23 protein-coding genes are annotated in these 20874 nt (G+C 47.2%); 8 read left to right on the top strand and 15 right to left on the bottom strand.

Annotated elements, in window-relative coordinates:
• Positions 1-43: 43 nt before the first annotated feature.
• Positions 44-895 (bottom strand): CvfB family protein, encoded by an 852-nt coding sequence (locus tag Q9R25_RS12910; RefSeq protein WP_074037730.1) that lies wholly within the window; start codon positions 893-895, stop codon positions 44-46.
• A gap of 570 nt (positions 896-1465) precedes the next feature.
• Between Q9R25_RS12910 and Q9R25_RS12905 the strand changes: the two genes are divergently transcribed.
• The 4 genes from Q9R25_RS12905 to Q9R25_RS12890 all read left to right on the top strand — a co-directional run bounded on the left by Q9R25_RS12905 (position 1466) and on the right by Q9R25_RS12890 (position 4731).
• Entirely contained in the window at positions 1466-1708 is a 243-nt protein-coding gene (locus Q9R25_RS12905) for a hypothetical protein (RefSeq protein ID WP_074037731.1), read from the top strand.
• A gap of 87 nt (positions 1709-1795) precedes the next feature.
• Positions 1796-2056, top strand: a complete 261-nt coding sequence (locus Q9R25_RS12900; RefSeq protein WP_015880843.1) for a hypothetical protein — start codon at positions 1796-1798, stop codon at positions 2054-2056.
• Between the two features lie 78 nt (positions 2057-2134).
• The gene (locus Q9R25_RS12895; RefSeq protein WP_159563566.1) at positions 2135-2836 is read left to right on the top strand and encodes a lysophospholipid acyltransferase family protein; all 702 of its coding nucleotides are present in this window, start codon (positions 2135-2137) and stop codon (positions 2834-2836) included.
• Positions 2833-4731 (top strand): ABC-F family ATP-binding cassette domain-containing protein, encoded by a 1899-nt coding sequence (locus Q9R25_RS12890; protein ID WP_311283247.1) that lies wholly within the window; start codon positions 2833-2835, stop codon positions 4729-4731. The genes Q9R25_RS12895 and Q9R25_RS12890 overlap by 4 nt, the downstream gene beginning before the upstream one ends.
• Before the next feature lie 81 nt (positions 4732-4812).
• Here the strand turns inward: Q9R25_RS12890 and Q9R25_RS12885 are convergent, their stop codons facing one another.
• The 7 genes from Q9R25_RS12885 to Q9R25_RS12855 all read right to left on the bottom strand — a co-directional run bounded on the left by Q9R25_RS12885 (position 4813) and on the right by Q9R25_RS12855 (position 9851).
• Positions 4813-5742: an NADP-dependent oxidoreductase gene (locus tag Q9R25_RS12885; protein WP_214691486.1), complete on the bottom strand. Its 930-nt coding sequence runs from the start codon at positions 5740-5742 to the stop codon at positions 4813-4815.
• Positions 5743-5833: 91 nt separating this feature from the next.
• Positions 5834-6358, bottom strand: a complete 525-nt coding sequence (locus Q9R25_RS12880; protein ID WP_311283246.1) for a GNAT family N-acetyltransferase — start codon at positions 6356-6358, stop codon at positions 5834-5836.
• 11 nt (positions 6359-6369) lie between these two features.
• Positions 6370-7005 (bottom strand): response regulator, encoded by a 636-nt coding sequence (locus Q9R25_RS12875; RefSeq protein ID WP_015880838.1) that lies wholly within the window; start codon positions 7003-7005, stop codon positions 6370-6372.
• Between the two features lie 2 nt (positions 7006-7007).
• Complete coding sequence (locus Q9R25_RS12870; protein WP_074037734.1) at positions 7008-8030, bottom strand: sensor histidine kinase; 1023 nt, start codon at positions 8028-8030, stop codon at positions 7008-7010.
• Positions 8027-8716, bottom strand: a complete 690-nt coding sequence (liaF, locus tag Q9R25_RS12865; RefSeq protein WP_015880836.1) for a cell wall-active antibiotics response protein LiaF — start codon at positions 8714-8716, stop codon at positions 8027-8029. Before liaF ends, Q9R25_RS12870 begins: the two co-directional genes overlap by 4 nt.
• Positions 8717-8794: 78 nt before the next feature.
• Positions 8795-9439, bottom strand: a complete 645-nt coding sequence (locus tag Q9R25_RS12860) for a PspA/IM30 family protein (RefSeq protein ID WP_074037735.1) — start codon at positions 9437-9439, stop codon at positions 8795-8797.
• Positions 9440-9461: 22 nt separating this feature from the next.
• Complete coding sequence (locus tag Q9R25_RS12855) at positions 9462-9851, bottom strand: lmo0954 family membrane protein (protein ID WP_031421063.1); 390 nt, start codon at positions 9849-9851, stop codon at positions 9462-9464.
• Positions 9852-10095: 244 nt separating this feature from the next.
• Between Q9R25_RS12855 and rsgA the strand changes: the two genes are divergently transcribed.
• The gene (gene rsgA, locus Q9R25_RS12850) at positions 10096-11061 is read left to right on the top strand and encodes a ribosome small subunit-dependent GTPase A (RefSeq protein ID WP_214691485.1); all 966 of its coding nucleotides are present in this window, start codon (positions 10096-10098) and stop codon (positions 11059-11061) included.
• A gap of 41 nt (positions 11062-11102) precedes the next feature.
• On the opposite strand, the gene pflA is transcribed toward rsgA, so the two are convergent.
• Positions 11103-11819, bottom strand: coding sequence for a pyruvate formate-lyase-activating protein (gene pflA / locus Q9R25_RS12845; RefSeq protein ID WP_074037738.1), 717 nt, complete (start codon positions 11817-11819; stop codon positions 11103-11105).
• Between the two features lie 56 nt (positions 11820-11875).
• Positions 11876-14122 carry a formate C-acetyltransferase gene (gene pflB / locus Q9R25_RS12840; RefSeq protein ID WP_214691484.1) on the bottom strand — a complete coding sequence of 749 codons (2247 nt, stop codon included), beginning with the start codon at positions 14120-14122 and terminating at the stop codon, positions 11876-11878.
• Positions 14123-14483: 361 nt separating this feature from the next.
• Between pflB and Q9R25_RS12835 the strand changes: the two genes are divergently transcribed.
• The 3 genes from Q9R25_RS12835 to Q9R25_RS12825 are packed head-to-tail and all read left to right on the top strand — an operon-like array spanning position 14484 to position 16767.
• Positions 14484-14906: a hypothetical protein gene (locus Q9R25_RS12835; RefSeq protein ID WP_015880830.1), complete on the top strand. Its 423-nt coding sequence runs from the start codon at positions 14484-14486 to the stop codon at positions 14904-14906.
• Positions 14907-14959: 53 nt separating this feature from the next.
• Positions 14960-16126 carry a DEAD/DEAH box helicase gene (locus Q9R25_RS12830; protein WP_214691483.1) on the top strand — a complete coding sequence of 389 codons (1167 nt, stop codon included), beginning with the start codon at positions 14960-14962 and terminating at the stop codon, positions 16124-16126.
• Positions 16123-16767 (top strand): hypothetical protein, encoded by a 645-nt coding sequence (locus Q9R25_RS12825; RefSeq protein ID WP_196431564.1) that lies wholly within the window; start codon positions 16123-16125, stop codon positions 16765-16767. Before Q9R25_RS12830 ends, Q9R25_RS12825 begins: the two co-directional genes overlap by 4 nt.
• A 137-nt stretch (positions 16768-16904) precedes the next feature.
• Here Q9R25_RS12825 and Q9R25_RS12820 read toward each other — a convergent pair whose 3' ends face one another.
• From Q9R25_RS12820 to Q9R25_RS12800, 5 genes are all read right to left on the bottom strand, one after another.
• Entirely contained in the window at positions 16905-17477 is a 573-nt protein-coding gene (locus tag Q9R25_RS12820; protein WP_084543114.1) for a hypothetical protein, read from the bottom strand.
• A 408-nt stretch (positions 17478-17885) separates the two neighbouring features.
• Complete coding sequence (locus Q9R25_RS12815; protein ID WP_311283245.1) at positions 17886-18986, bottom strand: hypothetical protein; 1101 nt, start codon at positions 18984-18986, stop codon at positions 17886-17888.
• Between the two features lie 9 nt (positions 18987-18995).
• Positions 18996-19802: a hypothetical protein gene (locus Q9R25_RS12810; RefSeq protein WP_159563558.1), complete on the bottom strand. Its 807-nt coding sequence runs from the start codon at positions 19800-19802 to the stop codon at positions 18996-18998.
• Entirely contained in the window at positions 19799-20479 is a 681-nt protein-coding gene (locus tag Q9R25_RS12805; RefSeq protein ID WP_074037744.1) for an ATP-binding cassette domain-containing protein, read from the bottom strand. The genes Q9R25_RS12810 and Q9R25_RS12805 overlap by 4 nt, the downstream gene beginning before the upstream one ends.
• Positions 20457-20849, bottom strand: coding sequence for a GntR family transcriptional regulator (locus tag Q9R25_RS12800; protein WP_074037745.1), 393 nt, complete (start codon positions 20847-20849; stop codon positions 20457-20459). Before Q9R25_RS12800 ends, Q9R25_RS12805 begins: the two co-directional genes overlap by 23 nt.
• Positions 20850-20874 lie beyond the last annotated feature (25 nt).

Here is a 20874-nt window from a genome sequence, read left to right as displayed (position 1 = left end):
AAATACATTTTTAAACTTTCATGTCACCTGAACATGAGTTATCTTATTTCAATTTATAGCCGTTGTCGAGCTTTTCAACTTGCTTGTCTTTCAACAGTTTTCCAAGCGCTCGTTTAAATGCTGCTTTACTCATTCCGAATTCACGGTCGATGACGTCAGGTGATGTCTTATCACCGTATGGCATTTGGCCACCACGTTCTTCAATATACGAGAGGATGCTCGCCGCATCACCATCAATCGCCTCATAGGCACGTGGCTTCATCGAAACGAGGACCGTACCGTCTTGTTTGACCTGCGTCACACGGACGGTCAACTGTTCTCCGAGACGTGGCCAACGCGTCATCTCAGCCTCATGCAAGAAACCGAGTGATTCCCCTTCGACCCATACGTTGACGCCCACTTCGCGTTTATTGACGACGATGGCCTGCACGTCCTGGTTGTTCCATTCTTCTTTCGACGGTCGTGCCAACAAGTTCAAGAACGCATATGGTGCAGGGTCCCCAAGCAAACGTCCTTTTTGGTCATACTTCAATCGAATACACAATTGATCGCCCGTTTGTGGCCAATATGATCGGTTCTCCGGTAAGTCATCCATCGAAACGAGAACGTCCTTTTGAATTCCGATATTCACGAAGACCCCTGTGTTATACCGAACGCCAGTCACTTCAAACCATTCATACTCATCAAATGAAACGGTCGGAATCGTCATCGTTGATGCGAGACGTCCTTCTGAATCATGATATAAGAAGACACGAACCGTTTGACCGATTGTCACTTCTTCTGTTTGTTCTTTACGGTGAAGGAGCACCTCTTCGCGGCCGTTACTAATGAATACTCCAAAATCAGCAGAACGTTCCGCGACTAAATCTACTACTTCTCCTGCGCGCAATGCCATTACACCCACATCCTTTTCTAAGCTATTACTGTCAGTATACCTATCTACACACGTTCCTAATCATATCATGTTCTCTTTCAACATTTTGAATAAATGTGTCGAAAATGTGAACGTGTTTTGAGACTGTTGAAATCATGATTGTTTACAGAACTTACATGATTTATTAAAATTTTGTGACAATTTTGTGAACGTGTTTTTTTCTGCTAGTATCCTTTTTTTGAAAACGTTATTATATAGGAAGTGTCCAGTATAGATAAGGTTTCATTTAGGATTGATCGGGGGATAATAAATGTTTGATATACAGTCTCGTTCTTTTGCAAAGCGTTTTACAAAAGGATTGCTTGTCGCCTTTTTCGCATTACTCGCATCTCTCAGTTTTATTTTCTCAAACGGTGTCGACACGAATGTATCGTCATCCTCGACTTACATGACTCAAGAGTAAACGCCATTCAGCCCACTGAAGGCGTTTTTTTCTTTGCAATACATAACAGGATTTCCCTTCAAAAAGTCGAATACGATTAAAAGACCATGCCTTTTTCTTTCATACCTTTAAGAAAAGGAGACTCCGCTATGATTTTTTATTTTCTCACGTCCATTTTATCAATCGTAGGACTTGCTTTTTTGTTCCAGACCGAATTGTACAAAGATCCAATCGGAACATTTTTATTTGCCGTTCTAATTGCGATGGGACTCTCTTCCTTCAAACAACTCTTCATGCAGGCAAATGAGTATTTTGTAGAAAGACGGAACCAGAAACGGATCAAACGAGTCGTCGACAGAATGCACTCCACGACTCGAAAACGCTCTACATAACGCTCGTCTTCCCTCGCCACATTTGGTATCCTATGTAGGAACAGACATCGTACAATGGATTTATAATCGCAGGAGGCACATAACCGTATGAATGAAATCCCGTTATCGAATGAATGGCTACTTCGTTATTCACCTGTCATGGAGCTTTGGTTAAAAGAGGACGGTATTTTGCTTGTCGATGATGACAACCGAATCCGTCTCACTCTCGAAATCGGAAGTGATCAGGCCATGCAAATCAAAAGTATCGAGCAAGACGGCGCCTATTTCGTCGTCGATCCTGTGAATAAACGCATTACGTTCGAGCTCGAAGAAGAGGAAGAAGAGAGCGATTCTCGCTTTTGGGAATAAGGATTCATGCCGAAGGGTCGGATTCTCGTCAAGAGAAGAAGACTCTTTCTTGTTGTCATCATGAGAGGAGAGAATAGAATGATTCGAACAGCTGTATGGTTTTTCTCATTTTTTGCCGTATTACCGATCACCGTCCCGTTTTTACAGAAGGCGAAAAAAATCGAAACGCCAAAGCGTTACCGTTACGTACAAGATATCGCTTATAAATGGGCACAGTTTCTACTGAAGATTGCGGGTGCAGACATCCGTGTCCACGGTCAAGACCAGATTCCGGATGAACCCGTCGTCTACGTGTCGAACCACCAAGGAAACTTCGATGTCCCGATTATGTTGACCGCCACGAAACGACCGAAAGCGTTTATCTCGAAAATCGAGGTTCAAAAATTCCCGATTATTCCACGTTGGATGGAATTGATGGGGTGTATCTTCATCGACCGGAGTGACCGTCGTCAATCGATTCAAGCCATTCGTTCCGGCGTCGAAACAATTCAATCCGGTCAATCAATGATTGTCTTCCCAGAAGGCACACGCTCAAAAGGTGGACCGATGAAGGAGTTTAAAGCCGGAAGTTTGACGCTCGCCACCTCAAGTGGTGCGAAAATCGTTCCAGTCGCGATTCAAGGCAGTTATAGATTGTTAGAAGCCAAAAATCGAATCACCCCGGCAACGGTCGATGTCACGTTCCTACCTGCGATTGATCCGGCTGATTTGCCGAACAAGGAAATCGCAGCAACGGTCGAGGCGGCCATTCGTCAACAGCTTGAAGGAGAGAACGCATGAGTTTATTAATGATTGAAGGCATTCATAAAGAGTTTGCCGACAAAGTCTTATTTGATGATGTGACGATGACAATCCATCCCGGAGACCGTATCGGGATTATCGGCGTGAACGGTTCGGGGAAATCGACGTTCATGAAAATCATCGCCGGTACCGAGACAGCAGATCGAGGCACGATGCAACATCCGAACGATTATCGGATTCGCTACTTGACTCAAACGGTTCAATTCGACGAAGGACAAACGATCCTTGACGCTTTATTCACAAGTGATACTCCTTCCGTTCAAGCGTTGAAACAGTTCGAGCGCGCCAGACAAGCACTCGAAGCGAACCCGACAAGTGAGCAGTTACTTGAACGCTTCATGAAAGCCCAACAGGCCGTCGATGCCGCAGACGCTTGGGAAACGGAAGCAAAACTGAAGTCGATTTTAAACCGGCTCGGTCTTCCTGACGTGTCAATCGATGTGAACGCCTTGTCTGGGGGGCAACAAAAGCGAGTCGCGCTCGCCGCAGCGTTACTCGATGAAGCGGACTTATTGCTCTTAGATGAGCCGACGAACGAACTGGATGCCGATACAATCGCATGGCTCGAAACGATGCTTGCCGATTACCGGGGAGCGATCCTGCTCATCACCCACGACCGCTATTTCTTGAATCGTGTCACGAATCACATTTTGGAGATTGCGGATGGAACGAGTTACTTCTATAACGGGAACTATGAACTCTTTCTCGAGAAGCGTGCCGAGCGAAAAGCTCGGGCACAATCGATGGAACAGAAACGACAAAATATATTACGTCGCGAACTCGCTTGGTTGCGTCGTGGCGCGAAAGCCCGGACAACCAAACAAAAGGCACGCATTCAACGTGTCGAAGACTTGAAACATCAAGAGAGCTTAGCGGAAGACGAGACGCTCGACGTCTCGGTCGGATCTCGCCGACTTGGTAAAAAGGTCATCGAAGTCGAAGATTTATCTTTCGGATACGATGACTCCCTTCTCATTCGGCAGTTCAATTGGATTTTCGGTCGCCGTGAACGCTACGGGATCGTCGGCCCGAACGGGAGTGGGAAATCAACGCTCATGAACTTGCTCGCCAAGCGCCTAGAACCGATAAACGGTACGATTGTGCACGGAGAAACCGTTCATTTAGGCTACTACGGACAACAAGTCGAATTTGAAGACGAGTCACGACGGGTCATCGATGAGATCGAACGCATCGCCAAAGTCATCCACACGCCGGACGGCGAGGTCATCACGGCGGGGCAAATGCTCGAACGTTTCCTTTTCTCACCGGACGCGCAATATAAACCAATTGCGAAGCTATCTGGTGGCGAAAAACGGCGTCTCGTCCTGCTTCGAATTCTCATGGATGAACCGAACGTCTTATTCCTTGATGAACCGACGAACGATTTGGACACGGAAACGTTGTCTGTTTTAGAAGACTATTTGGAGTCCTTCCCAGGTACAGTCATCGCCGTCAGTCACGACCGCTATTTCTTAGACCGGATCGCCGGACAGTTGATCGCTTTCGAAGATGGGGTCATCCAGGTGTATCACGCAGAATATAGTGACTATTTGGCCATGCGTCAAGAAGAGGTTCGTCAAGTGAAGAAAGAGAAAGAACCTAAAGAGAAAAAGGAACGCGTGAAGTCTGAAGTCGTGAAATTCACCTTCAAAGAACAGAAGGAATGGGACACGATCGAAGAAGACATCGCCGCACTTGAAGAACAGATTGAAGCGCAGGAAGCGACGCTTGCATCAGCGGGCAGTGACCTTGGTAAAGTCAATGAGTTGTATGCGACGATTGCAGAACTGAAAGAAACACTCGATGCGAAGATGGAACGTTGGACCTACCTATCAGAAATCGATGAACAAATACAAGCACAGAAAAAAGGCTGACCTCCACATAAGGTAGCCTATCAAATGAAATGAACAAGAGATGGATTTCCGATATTTGTTCCGGAAATCCATCTCTTTTGATTATTTCACTTTGATGATGATTTTGCCTTTGGCATGCCCTTCTTCTCCATAGTCATGAGCAAGTTTCGTATCTTCTAAATCAAAGACCCGGTCAATCACAGGTTTCAGTTCGCCTTTTTCAACAGCTTCCGCAATTTTTTTCAAACGCTCCCCCGTTGGTTGCATGAAGACGTACTCGGCACGGACCTTCGCCTGTTTGGCTTCCTCTTCATTTGGTGGTGTGGAGATGGAGACGAGCATCCCATTCTCTTTAAGCATTTGGTAGAGTTTGCTCTGCCCGTCGCCCCCCATCGTATCGAATACGAAATCAATATCGCGGACAGTATCTGCCGGGTCTTGTTGTTTATAGTCGATGACCTCGTCGGCTCCAAGTTTTTTGACCCAATCTACGTTCGGCGTGCTTGTCGATGTGACGACATACAAACCGTGTGCTTTCGCGAGCTGGATGGCTACCGTTCCGACACCACCTGAACCGGCTCCGATGAAGATTCGACCACCCGGTTTGGCATCCATCACTTCGAACATGACTTGCCATGCCGTATGCGCGACGAGCGGCAGTGAAGCGGCCTCCTCAAAACTAAGCGAAGCTGGTTTTTTGACGACAAGATGGGAATCGACTGCGACGTACTCGGCATATGTGCCTTGGCGCGCGATTTCTGGTCGGCTAAACACTTCATCTCCAACCTTCAATTCGGTCACATTCGCCCCAACTTCTTTGATGACACCCGATACATCCCACCCGATAACGAGCGGCATCTCGTAATGGAGCATTTCTTTCAAGTATCCTTCACGGAGCTTCCAATCGACCGGATTGACGCTTGCGGCATGAACTTCAATTAATACGTCATCTGCACCGATTGCCGGTTGTTCAAGTTTCCCTACTTTGAACTCATCCGACCCGCCATACTGTTCGATATATGCTGCTTTCATCTCATCATCCTCCTTTGATTGACTCACTTCTAGTTGGTTCCCATTTTATTTCTCTTACAAACGAAAAAAGCACACCGTAGAAACGGTGTGCTCAGACTGACTGATGGGTCATATAGCTATAGACATACACATCATGAGATTGTCCACGCTGACGCATATAGTTATGTAGTCGACCTTCTTGAACGAATCCATTCTTCTCCAACATGCGTTGGGATGCAAGATTCTCGACGTAGACGATGGCACCGACCCGTTCAATTTCACACGTCACGGCAAACTGAAGCGCTGCGTGAAGGGCTTCGGTCGCATAACCCGAACGCCAATACTCCAGTTTGAGTTCATAACCGATCTCGGCACGCCGATGCGACGGTGCCCGATTGTGAAACCCGATTGTTCCGATTAATACGTTGGATTCGCGATGCTCGATGGCAAAACGGATGATCGCACCTGTTTCGATTTGTGCGAGCATATGCGTCAGCATCTGTTCCGTTTCTTCTAACGTCCGATGTGGCTCCATTCCGTAGTGGCGTAGCACGTGTTCATCTGAAAAGATGGCGAATACGTGCGGACCGTCCTCCATTTGGAGAGGTCGCAGTCGGAGGCGCTCCGTTTCAATCACAGGGAGACGGTTCATCCTTTACTGACCAAGTTATGTTGGAACGCATAGACGACTGCCTGGGTCCGGTCATAGACGTCAAGCTTCGTCAAGATGTTCGACACGTGTGTCTTCACTGTTTTGAGTGAGATGAACAATTCGTCCGCAATCACTTGATTCGACTTGCCTTCCGCCATCAGTTGCAAGATTTCTCGTTCACGGGCAGTGAGACTCTCATGAAGTGTCATTTCCGGATGACGCAGTCGTTCGAGCATCTTTCCTGTTACCTGGGCGGCCATGACCGGATTGCCGGCAGCGGTTTGACGAATCGCATCTGCGATTTCATTTGCATTCGCTGTCTTGAGGACATAGCTCATCGCACCGGCTTCGATGACGGGATACACTTTCTCATCATCCAAGAAACTCGTCACGACCAAAATCTTCGCTTCTTTCCAACTTGCTTTAATTCGTTTCGTCGATTCGACTCCGTCAACGGGCTCCATCACCAAGTCCATAAGGACAACGTCCGGCTTCTCCGCAATCGCAAGCTCGGCTCCCGTTGCTCCGTCCGATGCTTCGCCGACGACTTCGATGTCCGGTTGTGTCGATAAAAAGGCAGATACGCCCGCCCGAACCATTTCATGATCATCAATTAATACAACTCGAATCATCATTACCCCTCCACTTGTTGTTTCACACGTACTTCAATTTGTGTCCCGACATTCGGCACACTGACCAATCGCAACGTTCCACCGACTTCTGCCGTACGCTCTCTTATCGATTGTAATCCATATGAGGCGACTTGTGTATCGTCCACATTAAATCCGATTCCGTCATCGTTAATCTTTAAGATGACCGTCTGTTGCACGGTTCGCATCTCGATTTCTAAACGAGTCGCTTTGGCGTGTCGTAACGTGTTACTAATCGCTTCCTGAACAATCCGAAACAGTTCATTTTCAGTGTGCCGGGAGAGCTTCACTTCCTCTAAACGCCAGACGAGCTCGGTCGATTGTTTACGAGACAGTTCTTCTAACAAGCGTTCAATTCCCGTCTTTAGTGTCATGCCTTCTAGTTCGACCGGCCGAAGTTGTAACAGCAACGAACGCATCTCTGCCTGTGCGGTCTGCGCCATGAGCTCGACTTGTTCCATTTGTTTACTCGCGAGTTCTGGTTTCGTCTGCATCGTCTGTTTGACCGCTGTCGTCATCATCGAGATGGCATAGAGCTGTTGACTCACCGAATCATGAAGTTCTCGTGCGACGCGACGTCTTTCTTCGACGACGGCCTCACTCCGCGCCTCTTCCACACTGACCGGACGCTCACCGACTCGCTTCGCCATCTCGACCATCTCTTGGCGCTGTTTCGATACGCGGACGATTCGTTCGAGTGTATCTCGGTATGGGGACATCGGGCGGAAGGTGATGTCTTTTTGGTTCTCCAGTTTCCAAAGGGCATTGGCGACTTCCCGAAAGTCTCGGCGCAAATAAAAATACGAACCGACGCCAAAGATACTTCCGATCAAGACGGCAATCACTAGAATGGACACACCGAAAGGCAACCCTTCTTCACGCGAAAATAAATCGCTCAATGAAGTCGAGTCACCTATGAGAAACGCTACAGTAATCAAGAAAGCCGTCAACAAGCTACTAAACAGTTGATGCCAGACGACCGTTCGTGGATAAGAATCTTTTTTCATACCGTCATCACCTCGACACTTCCGCTCATGAGCACGATATGAATCCGGACTTTTCGTGTAGCCTGGACATAATCATCAGACGCTGTATAGAAGCGACGATTGAACACCGGCGAATAGTTCGAGTCATCGACCTGCACTTTACCGAACCCGATCGATGCGTCAATCGAATAGTCATATCCCGCAGGAATGAGAATTCGAATGTCTCCCGCAAGTCCATTGAGGAGTAAGAACGTCTCTCCTTCCGGAATGATGGCTTGTGACAAATCCATCTCAACGTCCCGTAGTAAAAAGAACTCATTCGTATCACGTAACACATAGTGCCCCGATTCCTTCATCCCAAATGAGAAGGCTTGTTCTTGACGAAGGGGTGTCCGGATTTTCGATTCGACCGGTCGATTCTTATAGAGTCGATAGCCGAATAACAGGAGGAGTCCGGAGAGCACGAATCCGAATGCCGCAGATGAGAAAATCAAGCCAATCAAGAGGATTCCCCCAATTGCGTAAAAAATATAGCTAGCAGACTGCTTCCCCCGACGACTGAACCGTCGACCGATGTAGAGGAGAAGCAGCGGGAGGATCATGCTGAATAAGACGCTATTCCCACCCGTCACGATATCGATGAAGAGTCCGACTGAAAATAAGATAATCATAAATCCAATGATTTGACGTGTGTTCCAACGTTCCATGTCCATTCCCCCTTTCTGTTCATATGTATGAAGCAAAGAAAGCGATGACCTTGTTCAGGTCATCGCCGAACCATCGCCTCACTCTTGTTTAAAGCGACGCTCCAGTTCTTTCAATTTTGCTTCAAAATCATCTTCATCTTCCTGCGTGTCTTGCTTCTCTTCGGCAGGTTGTTCTTTCTTTTCTTCCTCAGTGAATGGATGCGACTGAGACGTATTTTGACCAAAGATTTGGTCGAGTGCCCCTTTTAACAAGTCTAGGTTTTCGCGCATCGCAAACTCATAACGTTTATTTTGCATCTCATCGAGTTTGAGTTTCATCTCGAGCGCACGACGCTCTAATGTATCTAACTCGCGCTCACCTTCGTCAATCAATCCTTCAAAGTAACGGTACTGTTCCCCGTAATGTTTGGATTCGAGTGCCGCACGTTCTGCCAACTTTTCTTCCCCGGCTTGTTTCGCCAGTTCTGTTTGCTCATATCGTTTATCTGCCATCTTCTTGGCATCATCACGTTTTTCAGCAAGTTCTGCAAGCAATGTACGTTGACGTTCCACGAGTCGTTCAACCGACAACGCTTCCTTCTCCGCTCCACGGATATGACGGTTCAATTCCGCTTCTCCACTTGAACGTGGCATCTCTTTATCCTGATACTTCTTCACTTCTTTCGAAATTTCTTTCGTCAATTCATTCGCTAATTCACGAAACTGATCAAACGGTGTCTTCATGGTGAATCCTCCTTATGAAATCTCAACGACGATTAACAAATTTTTGCCACACTTGATCAAACTGCTGGAAGCTGCTCCGGCCGGCACGCGTTCCGTCTGCATTTAAAATCTCGACATCCGGGTCGCGTTTTTCACTTGTATACATCATATACCCTTTAAACAACAACCACGCGACAATGATTCCGACGAGCGCCCAAATGTTTGAGAGCATCGTCCCAATCCCAATGACGGCAAGGATCCCGAAACCAACTTTAGCACCGATGTGTGTCACAGCCTGAAAACGGACTCCAGCCCAAAGCGTCAAGAGCGCTCCTAATCCGAATAAAATCATATTCGGTAAAGAACCGATCAACACGAGCACTAGAGCGATCGCGGCCACGATGAACAACACCTTTTTCACTTGGTGATTCATCTGTCATCCCTCCTTGTTAAGTACACTCTTATCATAATACGTTATTTGACATAGGTCGACGAGCGGAAGGCTTGTTTCACCTCGGTCTTTAGACTGAGATGGTACCGTTTCCAATAACTGTGGTACACTAATGCTATCGAACAACGAAAGGATGATGTTTTATGAGCAACATGATGCATGCACGTAACCAAATGTCAGCAAATCGGAGGGCTGTCGTCCTCCATCACTAAAAGGAGGATTCTTTTTGAATCAACAAACTGAAACGGGACGTGTCACGGCACAGTTCCAACATCTTTATACGGTATCAATCGGAGAAAACGCCTATATGTGCGGGGTTTCCGGAAAATTTCGACATGCCGCGACGAGCGAACGGGATTACCCGGTCATCGGCGATTATGTCACGATTCAAGTTCGCGAGCATGGTCAAGGTACGATTCACCATCTCCTTGAGCGTCGGACCGTTCTTTCACGAGCGGCCGCCGGCAACGAGACACGTGAACAACTGATCTGCGCGAACGTCGACTACGTCTTGATTACGATGGCGTGTGGACACGACTTCAACATTCGTCGCCTAGAACGCTATACGCTAGCCGCTTGGGACACCGGGGCAATCCCAATCATCGTCTTGACAAAGACCGATCAAGTCGACTCCGTCGACACATTGCTCGAAGACATTCAAGTGAACGCACCTGGAATTCAAGTATTCCCCGTCAGTGCTGTAACGGGAAAAGGTGTGGCTGAACTTCGTCACGCATTGCCGAGTGAGAGCACAATCGCCTTCGTCGGTTCGTCCGGCGTCGGAAAATCTACGCTGACGAACGCCCTCGCCCACGAGACACTTGCCGTCACACAAGCCGTCCGGGCGCAGGACGAGCGCGGAAAACATACGACGACACACCGCGAACTGTTCAGAATCGACGACTTATACGTCATCGATACACCAGGGATGCGAGAATTCGGACTATGGGAAGGAAGCGAGCACCTCGATGAGACGTTTCGCGATATCGAAGCACTTGCCGAGACATGCCGCTTCCGCGACTGCTCACATCAGAAAGAACCGGGCTGTGCCGTCCAAGAGGCACTCACGAGCGGTACGCTAGATGCGAAACGCTATGCGAGCTACTTCAAACTTGAGCGAGAGCTTCTCTATATGGAGAAAAAACAGGCAGAACATGCCCGCGTCCTAGAAAAGAAGAAAAAGCGAGTGTAACGTAAAGCAAGCGCAGACCACATCGGCCTGCGCTTGCTTTTTTATACGGTTCCCTGCAAAATCCCTTCTGCCCATTCGACTTCATCGGATGTCGGGGGCTTCGTGCCTTTAAGCGGATAATCGAGTCCGAGCGCCTCCCATTTGTAGACGCCCATCTCATGATAAGGCAAAATCTCGACTTTCTCGACATGGTCTAGCTTTTGAATGAACGCGGCCGTGCGACGAAGCGCACCTTCTTCGAGCGTCCATCCAGGTACAAGGACGTGGCGAATCCACATTTTCGTTCCGCGCTCGGAAAGGTGTTCGGCAAGCGCGAGCGTGTTGGCATTGCTACGTCCCGTTAGCTTTTTACACATGTCGTCGTCGATATGCTTGATATCGAGCAAGACAAGATCGGTGTGATCTAAAATCGCATCCAAATTAGGAGGTCGGAGCGCACCAGACGTATCAAGTGTCGTATGAAGCCCATGCTTTTTCGCTTCACGCAGCAGCGCCTCTAAAAATTCAGGTTGCGCGAGTGGGTCGCCACCAGAAATCGTGATGCCGCCTTTCGATGCGTCCATGAACGGACGGTAGCTGAGCGCCTCTTGAATGACGTCTTCAGCCGAGCGGTGATTATTCTTTTTGAAATCCCACGTATCTGCATTATGGCAATAGAGGCAACGTAACGCACAACCTTGTAAAAAGACGATAAAGCGAATACCAGGGCCGTCAACTGTTCCAAATGATTCGACCGAATGTACATATCCCATTGTCATCGAAATGACCTCCTAACGAATGAGCGGCCCTCCGTAGAAGGCCGCTAAGCCTTTATTTACAACGAACCATGGAACGTACGGTTGATGACGTCGATCTGTTGCTCACGTGTCAACTTGATGAAGTTGACCGCATATCCTGATACACGGATTGTGAGTTGTGGATATTCTTCTGGATGTTCCATTGCGTCGAGAAGCGTCTCGCGGTTGAAGACGTTAACGTTCAAGTGATGTCCTTTGTGCTCTCCGCTCATGTACCCATCGAGAAGCGCCGCCAAGTTGAGTTCGCGTGCGATTTCTTCTTTTCCGAGTGCTTTCGGTACGATTGAGAACGTGTAAGAGATTCCGTCTTGTGCGTGTTCAAATGGAAGTTTCGCAACAGATGAGAGCGATGCAGCCGCACCTTTTGTATCCCGTCCATGCATTGGGTTGGCACCTGGAGCGAATGGTTCACCCGCACGACGACCGTCTGGCGTATTTCCTGTTTTCTTACCGTAGACGACGTTCGATGTGATCGTGAGGACCGATTGCGTATGAAGTGCGTCACGATATGTTTTATGTTTCCGTACTTTCTCCATGAATGATTCGACGAGTTCGACGGCGATTGCATCGACACGGTCATCATTGTTTCCGAATTTCGGGAAGTCCCCTTCTGTTTCGAAGTCGACGATGATTCCTTCTTCATTACGGATCGGTTTGACGTTTGCGTATTTGATTGCTGAAAGACTATCCGCCGTTACCGAGAGACCCGCGATCCCACAAGCCATCGTCCGTAAGATTTCAGGATCGTGAAGCGCCATTTCGATTCGTTCATACGCATATTTATCGTGCATGAAGTGAATGACGTTGAGCGTATTCACGTATAGCTCTGCCAACCAGTCGAGCGTCCGGTCAAAGTCGGCATATACTTTTTCGTACGTAAGCACGTCTTCTGTGTTCATTTCCCAAACTGGAGCGATTTGAGCACCGCTCTTCTCGTCACGACCGCCGTTCATGCTATAAAGGAGAGCCTTCGCCATGTTGGCACGCGCACCGAAGAACTGCATTTGTTTCCCGATCTTCATCGGTGACACACAACATGCGATGCCGTAGTCATCACCGAATTGTGGCATCATCAAGTCATCGTTCTCATATTGAATAGCCGAAGTTTCAATCGACATTTTCGCACAGTATTGTTTGAATCCTTCTGGAAGTTTCGTCGACCAAAGGACCGTCAAGTTTGGTTCTGGAGCTGGTCCGAGGTTCGTGAGTGAATGCAAGAACCGGAATGAACTCTTCGTGACGTTCGAGCGACCGTCTTGACTCATCCCACCGATTGATTCTGTCACCCAAGTCGGGTCACCTGAGAATAATTCATTGTAGTCCGGTGTCCGTAAGAATTTGACGATTCGAAGTTTCATGATGAAGTGGTCAACGATTTCTTGGACGTCTGATTCTGTTAAGCGACCCGTTTCAAGGTCACGTTCAGCGTATACGTCAAGGAAGGTCGAGACGCGACCGAGTGACATCGCGGCACCGTTTTGTTCTTTGATGGCAGCAAGATACGCCAAGTATACCCATTGATATGCTTCTTGCGTATTTTCCGCAGGACGACCGAGGTCAAATCCATATGCAGCTCCGAGTTGTTTAAGTTCTTGGAGGGCACGAAGTTGTTCATTCAGTTCTTCCCGATCGCGGATGTCAGACTCAGATAAGAACCCGCCGCGTTTCGCTAAATCCTTTTTACGTTCTGCCATCAAGAAGTCAATTCCATAGAGAGCGACGCGACGATAGTCACCGATGATGCGTCCACGACCGTAAGCATCTGGAAGCCCCGTGATGATCCCTGATTTACGAGCGGCCCGCATTTCAGGCGTATAGGCATCGAAGACACCTTGGTTATGTGTTTTACGAATCTCTGAGTAAATTTTTGTGATTTCTTCGTCTGGCTCGAAACCATATGATTCGAGTGCCGCATCGACCATACGAATGCCGCCATTCGGGTGAATCGAACGTTTGAACGGTTCATCCGTCTGAACGCCAACGACTTTCTCTAACTCTTTGTTTAAGTAACCTGGTCCATGCGATACGATGGTCGATGGTGTGTGTTGATCGACGTCCCAGACGCCTCCACGTTCACGCTCTTCTTTTGTTAGTTCCATCACACGATTCCAAAGAACATTTGTCGCTTCGGTCGGACCTGCTAAAAACGCATCGTCTCCTGTGTACTCATGACGGTTCAAACGGATAAACTCACTGACATTTACTTCATTCGTCCACTGACCAGGGACAAAACCTGACCATGCGGATTTGATTTCGGTTGCCATGTTGATTCACTCCTCATTCTCGAAAGTAACTGCGTGTTATCTATACTGTGAGTGTACGTGAAAACGTGAACAATATGTTTTACATTCTTGTGAAACTTGTAACAATCTTATGAACGTGATGAAATAGCCGTTTTTGAAAGCGTTTTACAAACTGTTATATCTGCTAGTTTATATAGTTTGAAACAGATGATCCCTAATTAGATAAGGTTTACCTATCATCTGTACTAATTTGATTGTTCTGTGACGAACTATACAGTTATTAAGGTGATTAATCTCACATCACTCGGTTAGAACTTGAATTTTTGTGTCGTATCAGACACAATGAAGGCAGAACATTGTATAAGAGGAAGGGGTTCTACTCATGACGTATGAACCATTAACAGCAAATCACGCCTTTCAGGTTGGCGATCGCATCTCATTAAAGGTCGATGAGGCCGGCGAAAAGCGTGACGGATTTATCACAGAATTTGAAGACGGAGGGTTTTGGATCCGCTTCGACGATGACATCGAGAACGAAGATTTTATTGATTATCGCGACCAGCTACTCGCCGCACTTTTGTCGCGTCCAATCCATGTCATTACGACACATCCGGAACTGAAACCGTTCGAGAACATGACGGCCGAGTTACAGTATCGCGTTTATCAAGGATTCACGATTGAGAAAGTTGAATTGACAGCAGAAGGTGCAGACGCCCACATCCAACTCATCGAAGACGGTCAGACGTATACACAGACGTTACGTTCTTCCATGGAAGATGGTCAGGAGCATGTTCGCTATATTTGACGAGGGAGCGCTGTCGCTTCCTTTGTTTTTGCCTAAAGATAAGGAGACCGAATATGAATTTTACAAAACCTTTTATTAACGAAACGTGGGAACGGATGGGCTTCAATGAGCCGATGCCGGTCCAAAAAGAAGCGTTTCCCCTACTATTAGATGGAAAAGACGTGACAATCGAGGCACCAACCGGAACGGGTAAGACACTCGCCTACCTCCTTCCAGCCATTGAAAAGATTGATCCGTCGAATGACCGCATCCAAGTCGTTGTCGTCGCCCCGACCCGTGAACTTGTCATGCAGATTCAACAAGTCGCACAACGTTTCACCGAAAAAGCCGACGTCCGCATCGGTTCGTTCATCGGCGGTGTCGAATTGAAACGTCAAATCGACCGAATCAAGAAAAAACCTCACTTGATCGTTGGGACGCCGGGTCGTCTCGTCGAGTTGATCGACAAGAAAAAACTGAAGCTCCACGAAACACATACCGTCATTTTAGATGAGGCCGACCAAATCATCGACAGCGGTTTGACAGAGGCCGCAGAACGAATCATCAAGCATACCGCGCACGAGCGTCAGCTTGCACTCGTCTCGGCAACACTCACCGACTCACTCCAAGAGTGGGCGTCACCATTCATGAACGAACCGGCTCATATCAAAATCGAACGTGCCGTAAGCGATCAAGTGACGTACGGCTATCTGTTGACGACGCGCCGGTATAAACCGGAACTTCTTCGTCGTCTTTCACACGTCGACGGTGTGAAGGCACTCGCCTTCATCAACAACCGCTCGTTCTTGCCACCGCTTCGCGGAGAACTTGAAAAGTTGAAAGTGAACTACCGGATGCTCGACAGCTTGAAAGGGAAGCGCGAACGCGTCGAGACGCTACGCGAATTCCGCAAAGGCGAATACCCGCTCCTCATCACGACCGGTCTCGCTGCACGCGGTCTCGATATTGAAGACGTGACACACGTCGTCCATTTCGACTTACCGGAATCAATCGATGACTTCATTCACCGTTCCGGCCGTACCGCTCGCGGTAACGCGGGAGGCACTGTCCTTTCCCTCGTGACGACGGATGACCTGCCGCACTTGAAATCGTTCGCGCGTCAACTCGGTGTCGAGTTGAAAGAGCTCGAAATCTATCGCGGTGACGTGATTGAGAAACGGATTGAGGAGAAGCCTCCTGTCGTCAAACGTCCTGCGAACAAGCGAGGACCGCGCCGATGAAAAAAGACCGGAAAGTAATTCCCTTCCCTTTGCTCGTCGAAGAGTCCGAATTGCTTGCCGAACTGAAAAAGTTGTATGAGCAAGCGGCTCTTGCGCGAAGCACACAGTGGACGAACTATATTCAAGAGATTGCATCGGAAGGGACATGGCACTTAAAAGATGCCGAACTCTTTCGTGACCTCTTCATCGATTGGGCCGTCTTCTTTGAGACGGATGAGGATGGGATGACACCCCATGGTCGCTACTTGGCCGACCATAAGAGCGACATGTCCCCTGCCCTCTATCACGCACTCCGTGGACTAGCTGTCCCGCGTTGTAGCATCTTTGAAGTCACAGAAGACGGTCAGTTGAAAGACTGGGAGTCAAAAGAGACATACGCTGTTCAGTTACCAGAAGAACGTGAGACCGGCGACCTCATTCTCGGGAAGCTACTCGATATCCGAGGCAGTTGGCGTTTCGGTTCGGCGTTTCTCGCCTTACCTGCGAAGATGTCTGGGAATGTCGCCGATCTGTATATCGACTTTACAGATGAAGTCGGTCCCGGTGCCTTTTTGGAGCAGTTCCCAGAGTTCTGCGCGGAACTGATTGACTTGTTGCTTGATTTAGAAGAAGGCGTCATCATACCGAAACCGACTAAGTAAAAAAAGCAGGATCAGCATGCAATCATCCCCTCACCATGTTGATCGGCACAAGTTCAGTATTCCAACGCTACTAAAAAGAGCGGGTATACCAAGACCCGCTCAAGTTTTATAAAACTCCGAAATCCATCGGAGTTTTTTTATTTTCCAAAGGCTGCTGAACATGATCCAATCACAGATGAAACACCGAAGAGGTCTAGCAAGGCTTCGCGCGCATCTGGTCCTGCATCTTTAGCGGCGAGTCGAACAGCTTGTTTGAGTGACGCTGTCTTACTTAATTTATCTTCTCGTGACATCTGATAGTATGGTTTGATTGCTTTAACAAACTTCGTAGCACCACCGACAGATTTCAAGGCAGATTTGATTTTCAGGATTTTCGCTGGAGTAAAATTGATGACGATTGCAGTTCCAACGGCTCCTACACAACCTGCAATTGAACCTATACTAGCCTTTCGAACACCCGCTAAATCTTGTCTTTCATCCAAATCAAGTGTGAAACTTACTTCATTCTCAAGGTATATTTTAATGGCTTCCTCGCCCTGCATAATCACTTCATCCGGCATATTCTCGATTGCAGTTAGGATCTCAATTAACTGTAAGTCCTGTTCATTCAAATCTTCAGCAGCGCTAGCTGAATCTCCTGGTATAAATGAGGTAGACAAAACAAGTATCATCACCATCATAACTGATATGACTTTCGATTTTATAGACAAGTTAATCCTCCTTCGTTTTTACTACAAACTTAAGCACTACAGCGATTAGAAAAATTACAATGGTTATAACCGCTTTACTATTCTCAGACAAGCCATCCACAAAAAAGTGTATAACAGTAATGGCTGCGAGGAGCAGGATATAAATCCACTCTTTAGTCGAATTTTTCATTTATATAACCTCCCATTCACTCGCAAATTAACATACTGAAATTTGGAATGTAAGCCCGAAAAAGATGTTCTAAGGGGCAAGACATATGTCTATATTTAGAGTTGTGCAAAACAAAAAAACGGACAACTATGTCCGCTTAGGCAGTAGATGAGTCATTTTCATCGTTATAACGTTATCGTAGCAATCATCATTCATAATAACTCTGACTTATATTTTGGATGGACCCATCTTTTATATTTTTATCTGACATATACGTCAATCTGTTTGAGCATATCACGCGCTTCTTCATTTTCAGGCGTGATTGCCGCACTCGAGATTTGTTTCCCATCCTCATATACATCGATGACGACACCGCCTTTCGCTTGGCGCGTTTGGTACAGGCGACCATTTTCATAGAAGGCGTGATCCACTGAATCAAGAACTTCCCGGGTCGTTTGTTTCCCGGTGTTCAAGTCGATGACGACTTCCTCGCCATCCTCATTTAAGGCGAACAGGTTGTGACCCGACACTGTATAATCCCAAAAGTCCTGACCTTCAGCCAATTGAACAACTTTACCCGTTTTTGTATCGTAAGCGAAGAGTCCTGGATTCGGATCCTCAACATTGATTTCCTCTTCCCCTTCTCGGATCACTTCGTACGAGCTGACACCGACAGGGATGTACCGTGTTTCTGCCATCTGTGAAAATAAATCAGTAACGTAAAATCGATTCGTATTGATGACATGGGTGATAAATCCTTTATCCATGCTCAATTCTTTGACGGTCACCTCATTCATCGCTTCATTAAACGTAGCGAGCATTGTTTTTTCTTCACCGTCATATCCATCTCGATAGACTAAGTTTAACTGGCCATCATTCAGAAATGCGCCTGCCCACACCCCGTTCACGATGTCGTATATTTTTGAATCACTGGCATCGAATGAAAACGTTGATAATTTTTCTCCATCTTCTTGTTTAAACACGATGAGCTCTTTCATGCCATCCTGACCGACCCCGATATATCCGTCTTCTGTCCGAATCGATTGGGCATACGTCCATCCATTCATGATTCGATGGATGGAACGCGCATCTCCATTCAAACGTTGCCGATATCGCAGTCCCTCAGCTATATAGTTCAAGTTTGACGTGATGCGACTTTCATTAGCGGTCACTTCAAACCACTGTTCAACATCATCCTCTCTGCTATAACCAATCTCTACCACTGCGTCTTCCCACACTGATGGATTCGAACTGACGTCTAGCGCCCATTCTGCTTTCGGTTCCGTCGCATCAACGGCAAACGTCCCAAGCCCAATCACGATGACCGCACCGAGCGCGGCCACATTCCACATTCGTTTCATTTTCTCACCTCACACATTCAGTTTCGTCTGTAAAAATCTTCGACCTAGCCAAATCGTCACACTTGCCCATACGACCAATACCATACCGACGTACACGATCGTCTCATCATAAATTAGTCGATTCGACAGGAACGCGTATCCTAAAATTGGAATGGTCAAGATGACAACTAGAATCGACAAGCTAAGTACCGGTGACCACATCGTCCGTTGCCAGAAACTTCGTTCAATCAACACGAATGTGAAGATGAAGAGCACAGCAATCGTGATTATCAATTGATGAATGACAAAGTTGATGAGCGAAGAAGGATACATAACCATTAACATCCCATGGTAGGAAATAGCTTGCTCGAATGAGCCTCCCATCGGTATCATCTTTCCATCAAACCAACTCGTGAACGCTATGTACTGTAATTTGAGGGCAATCCATTCGATGGCAAATAACCCTAACGTCATCATTAAAATGGTAGCGAGTTTAGCGAAGAACAAGGTCATCCGCTTTTGTGGCATCGTGAGCAGTCGCATCATGAACGTCCCTCGTCCTTGAAAATCGCGATACCAGATCCATACGCTGTACAGCAACACGGCAGCAACGGCAATTCCGAGTGATAAAAGATACGGAGTGCCATTTAAGTAATTTAAAAATGATAGTTGATAGTCCGCATTTCCTTCACGTCGCAACTGTTCATAAAAGTTTGTTTCGTCCCATAAAAAGTAACCGAGATATCCAAACTGTATAACGATAAGACCTGCGACTAATGTCAAGAACGGTTTCGTGACACGTTCAACTTCCCAACTCAATAGTTTCAATAGATTCATGCCCCGTACTCCTCTCTCATCACATCGACGATTGACTTCCCGTGAATGAAACGGACATCCTCGACGTCAAACTCACGAACGATGCGTCCGTTATTCAACATGACTGCCTTGTCGATCAAGTACTCGATATCCTCTATTTCATGTGTCGTAATGAGGACGCCCCGGCTCTCCATGATTTCACTTGAGAACAGTTCAACAATCTGTTCTTTCGAAAAGACATCGATTCCTGAGAACGGCTCATCGAGCAATAGATAATCAGGGTCTTGGGCAATGCCGAGCGCAAGATTCGCTTTGGCGAGCGTCCCTTTCGATAACTCGCTCAACTTATCTTCCGGGAATAATTTAAAATCTTCGACGAGACGAGCAAATAATGCCGAATCAAATGTCGGATAAAAATCTTTCATAAACGCCTCACATTGTTCAATCGTGAAATGAATTGGGAACATCGCATGGTCGGCGACAAAGGCGACACGATTCAAATCAATTGGTTTTCCATCAATCAATACCGAACCTTTATCGAAAGGTGTCAATCCCATGATGCCTTTCAATAACGTCGATTTCCCCGTTCCGTTTAGTCCAATGAGGCACGTAATCTCCCCTTTATTCGCTGTGAACGAAACGTCTTCAATAACTTGTTTCCGGCGATAGCGCTTTTTAACTCCCAACACTTCGATCATCGTACGTCCCCTCCTTGTACTGACGTTTAATCTTATCGACCAGCTCGTCTACCGAGACGTCGAGTTCTTGAATCGCTTCCACAAATACCGCGACCGCGTCATCTACAATCTCAGAGCGGATTTGTGCCAATACCGTACCATCTGTCGTTACACGACTCGGTCGATTTCGTTCGGTCGTAATCAATTGTTGGTCCTCCATTTCTTTGAACGCTTTTTGAACGGTGTTCGGATTAATTTTTAAATCATTCGCTAGTTCTCGCCGGGATGGCATTTCATCCCCGGCTTTCAGTTTACCGAGTGCCATCTTCTTCTTGAAGTAGTCGACGACTTGTAGGTAAACTGGTGTCCTCGTATTGAATTGCATGTTCATCACCTTTCTAAGTGTATGACATGGT

This window comes from Exiguobacterium sp. BG5(2022) (assembly GCF_031844365.1).
In the GTDB taxonomy this organism is placed as follows: Bacteria; Bacillota; Bacilli; order Exiguobacteriales; family Exiguobacteriaceae; genus Exiguobacterium; species Exiguobacterium profundum.
Note: the sequence above shows the minus strand (reverse complement) of the source record. Positions and strands in the feature narration are given on the sequence as shown.

Coding starts and splice junctions, on each gene's coding strand:
- Q9R25_RS12910 (WP_074037730.1), bottom strand. CDS start 895: ATGGCATTGCGCGCAGGAGAAGTAGTAGATTTAGTCGCGGAACGTTCT.
- Q9R25_RS12905 (WP_074037731.1), top strand. CDS start 1,466: ATGATTTTTTATTTTCTCACGTCCATTTTATCAATCGTAGGACTTGCT.
- Q9R25_RS12900 (WP_015880843.1), top strand. CDS start 1,796: ATGAATGAAATCCCGTTATCGAATGAATGGCTACTTCGTTATTCACCT.
- Q9R25_RS12895 (WP_159563566.1), top strand. CDS start 2,135: ATGATTCGAACAGCTGTATGGTTTTTCTCATTTTTTGCCGTATTACCG.
- Q9R25_RS12890 (WP_311283247.1), top strand. CDS start 2,833: ATGAGTTTATTAATGATTGAAGGCATTCATAAAGAGTTTGCCGACAAA.
- Q9R25_RS12885 (WP_214691486.1), bottom strand. CDS start 5,742: ATGAAAGCAGCATATATCGAACAGTATGGCGGGTCGGATGAGTTCAAA.
- Q9R25_RS12875 (WP_015880838.1), bottom strand. CDS start 7,005: ATGATTCGAGTTGTATTAATTGATGATCATGAAATGGTTCGGGCGGGC.
- Q9R25_RS12870 (WP_074037734.1), bottom strand. CDS start 8,030: ATGAAAAAAGATTCTTATCCACGAACGGTCGTCTGGCATCAACTGTTT.
- liaF (WP_015880836.1), bottom strand. CDS start 8,716: ATGGAACGTTGGAACACACGTCAAATCATTGGATTTATGATTATCTTA.
- Q9R25_RS12860 (WP_074037735.1), bottom strand. CDS start 9,439: ATGAAGACACCGTTTGATCAGTTTCGTGAATTAGCGAATGAATTGACG.
- Q9R25_RS12855 (WP_031421063.1), bottom strand. CDS start 9,851: ATGAATCACCAAGTGAAAAAGGTGTTGTTCATCGTGGCCGCGATCGCT.
- pflA (WP_074037738.1), bottom strand. CDS start 11,819: ATGACAATGGGATATGTACATTCGGTCGAATCATTTGGAACAGTTGAC.
- pflB (WP_214691484.1), bottom strand. CDS start 14,122: ATGGCAACCGAAATCAAATCCGCATGGTCAGGTTTTGTCCCTGGTCAG.
- Q9R25_RS12835 (WP_015880830.1), top strand. CDS start 14,484: ATGACGTATGAACCATTAACAGCAAATCACGCCTTTCAGGTTGGCGAT.
- Q9R25_RS12830 (WP_214691483.1), top strand. CDS start 14,960: ATGAATTTTACAAAACCTTTTATTAACGAAACGTGGGAACGGATGGGC.
- Q9R25_RS12825 (WP_196431564.1), top strand. CDS start 16,123: ATGAAAAAAGACCGGAAAGTAATTCCCTTCCCTTTGCTCGTCGAAGAG.
- Q9R25_RS12815 (WP_311283245.1), bottom strand. CDS start 18,986: ATGAAACGAATGTGGAATGTGGCCGCGCTCGGTGCGGTCATCGTGATT.
- Q9R25_RS12810 (WP_159563558.1), bottom strand. CDS start 19,802: ATGAATCTATTGAAACTATTGAGTTGGGAAGTTGAACGTGTCACGAAA.
- Q9R25_RS12805 (WP_074037744.1), bottom strand. CDS start 20,479: ATGATCGAAGTGTTGGGAGTTAAAAAGCGCTATCGCCGGAAACAAGTT.
- Q9R25_RS12800 (WP_074037745.1), bottom strand. CDS start 20,849: ATGAACATGCAATTCAATACGAGGACACCAGTTTACCTACAAGTCGTC.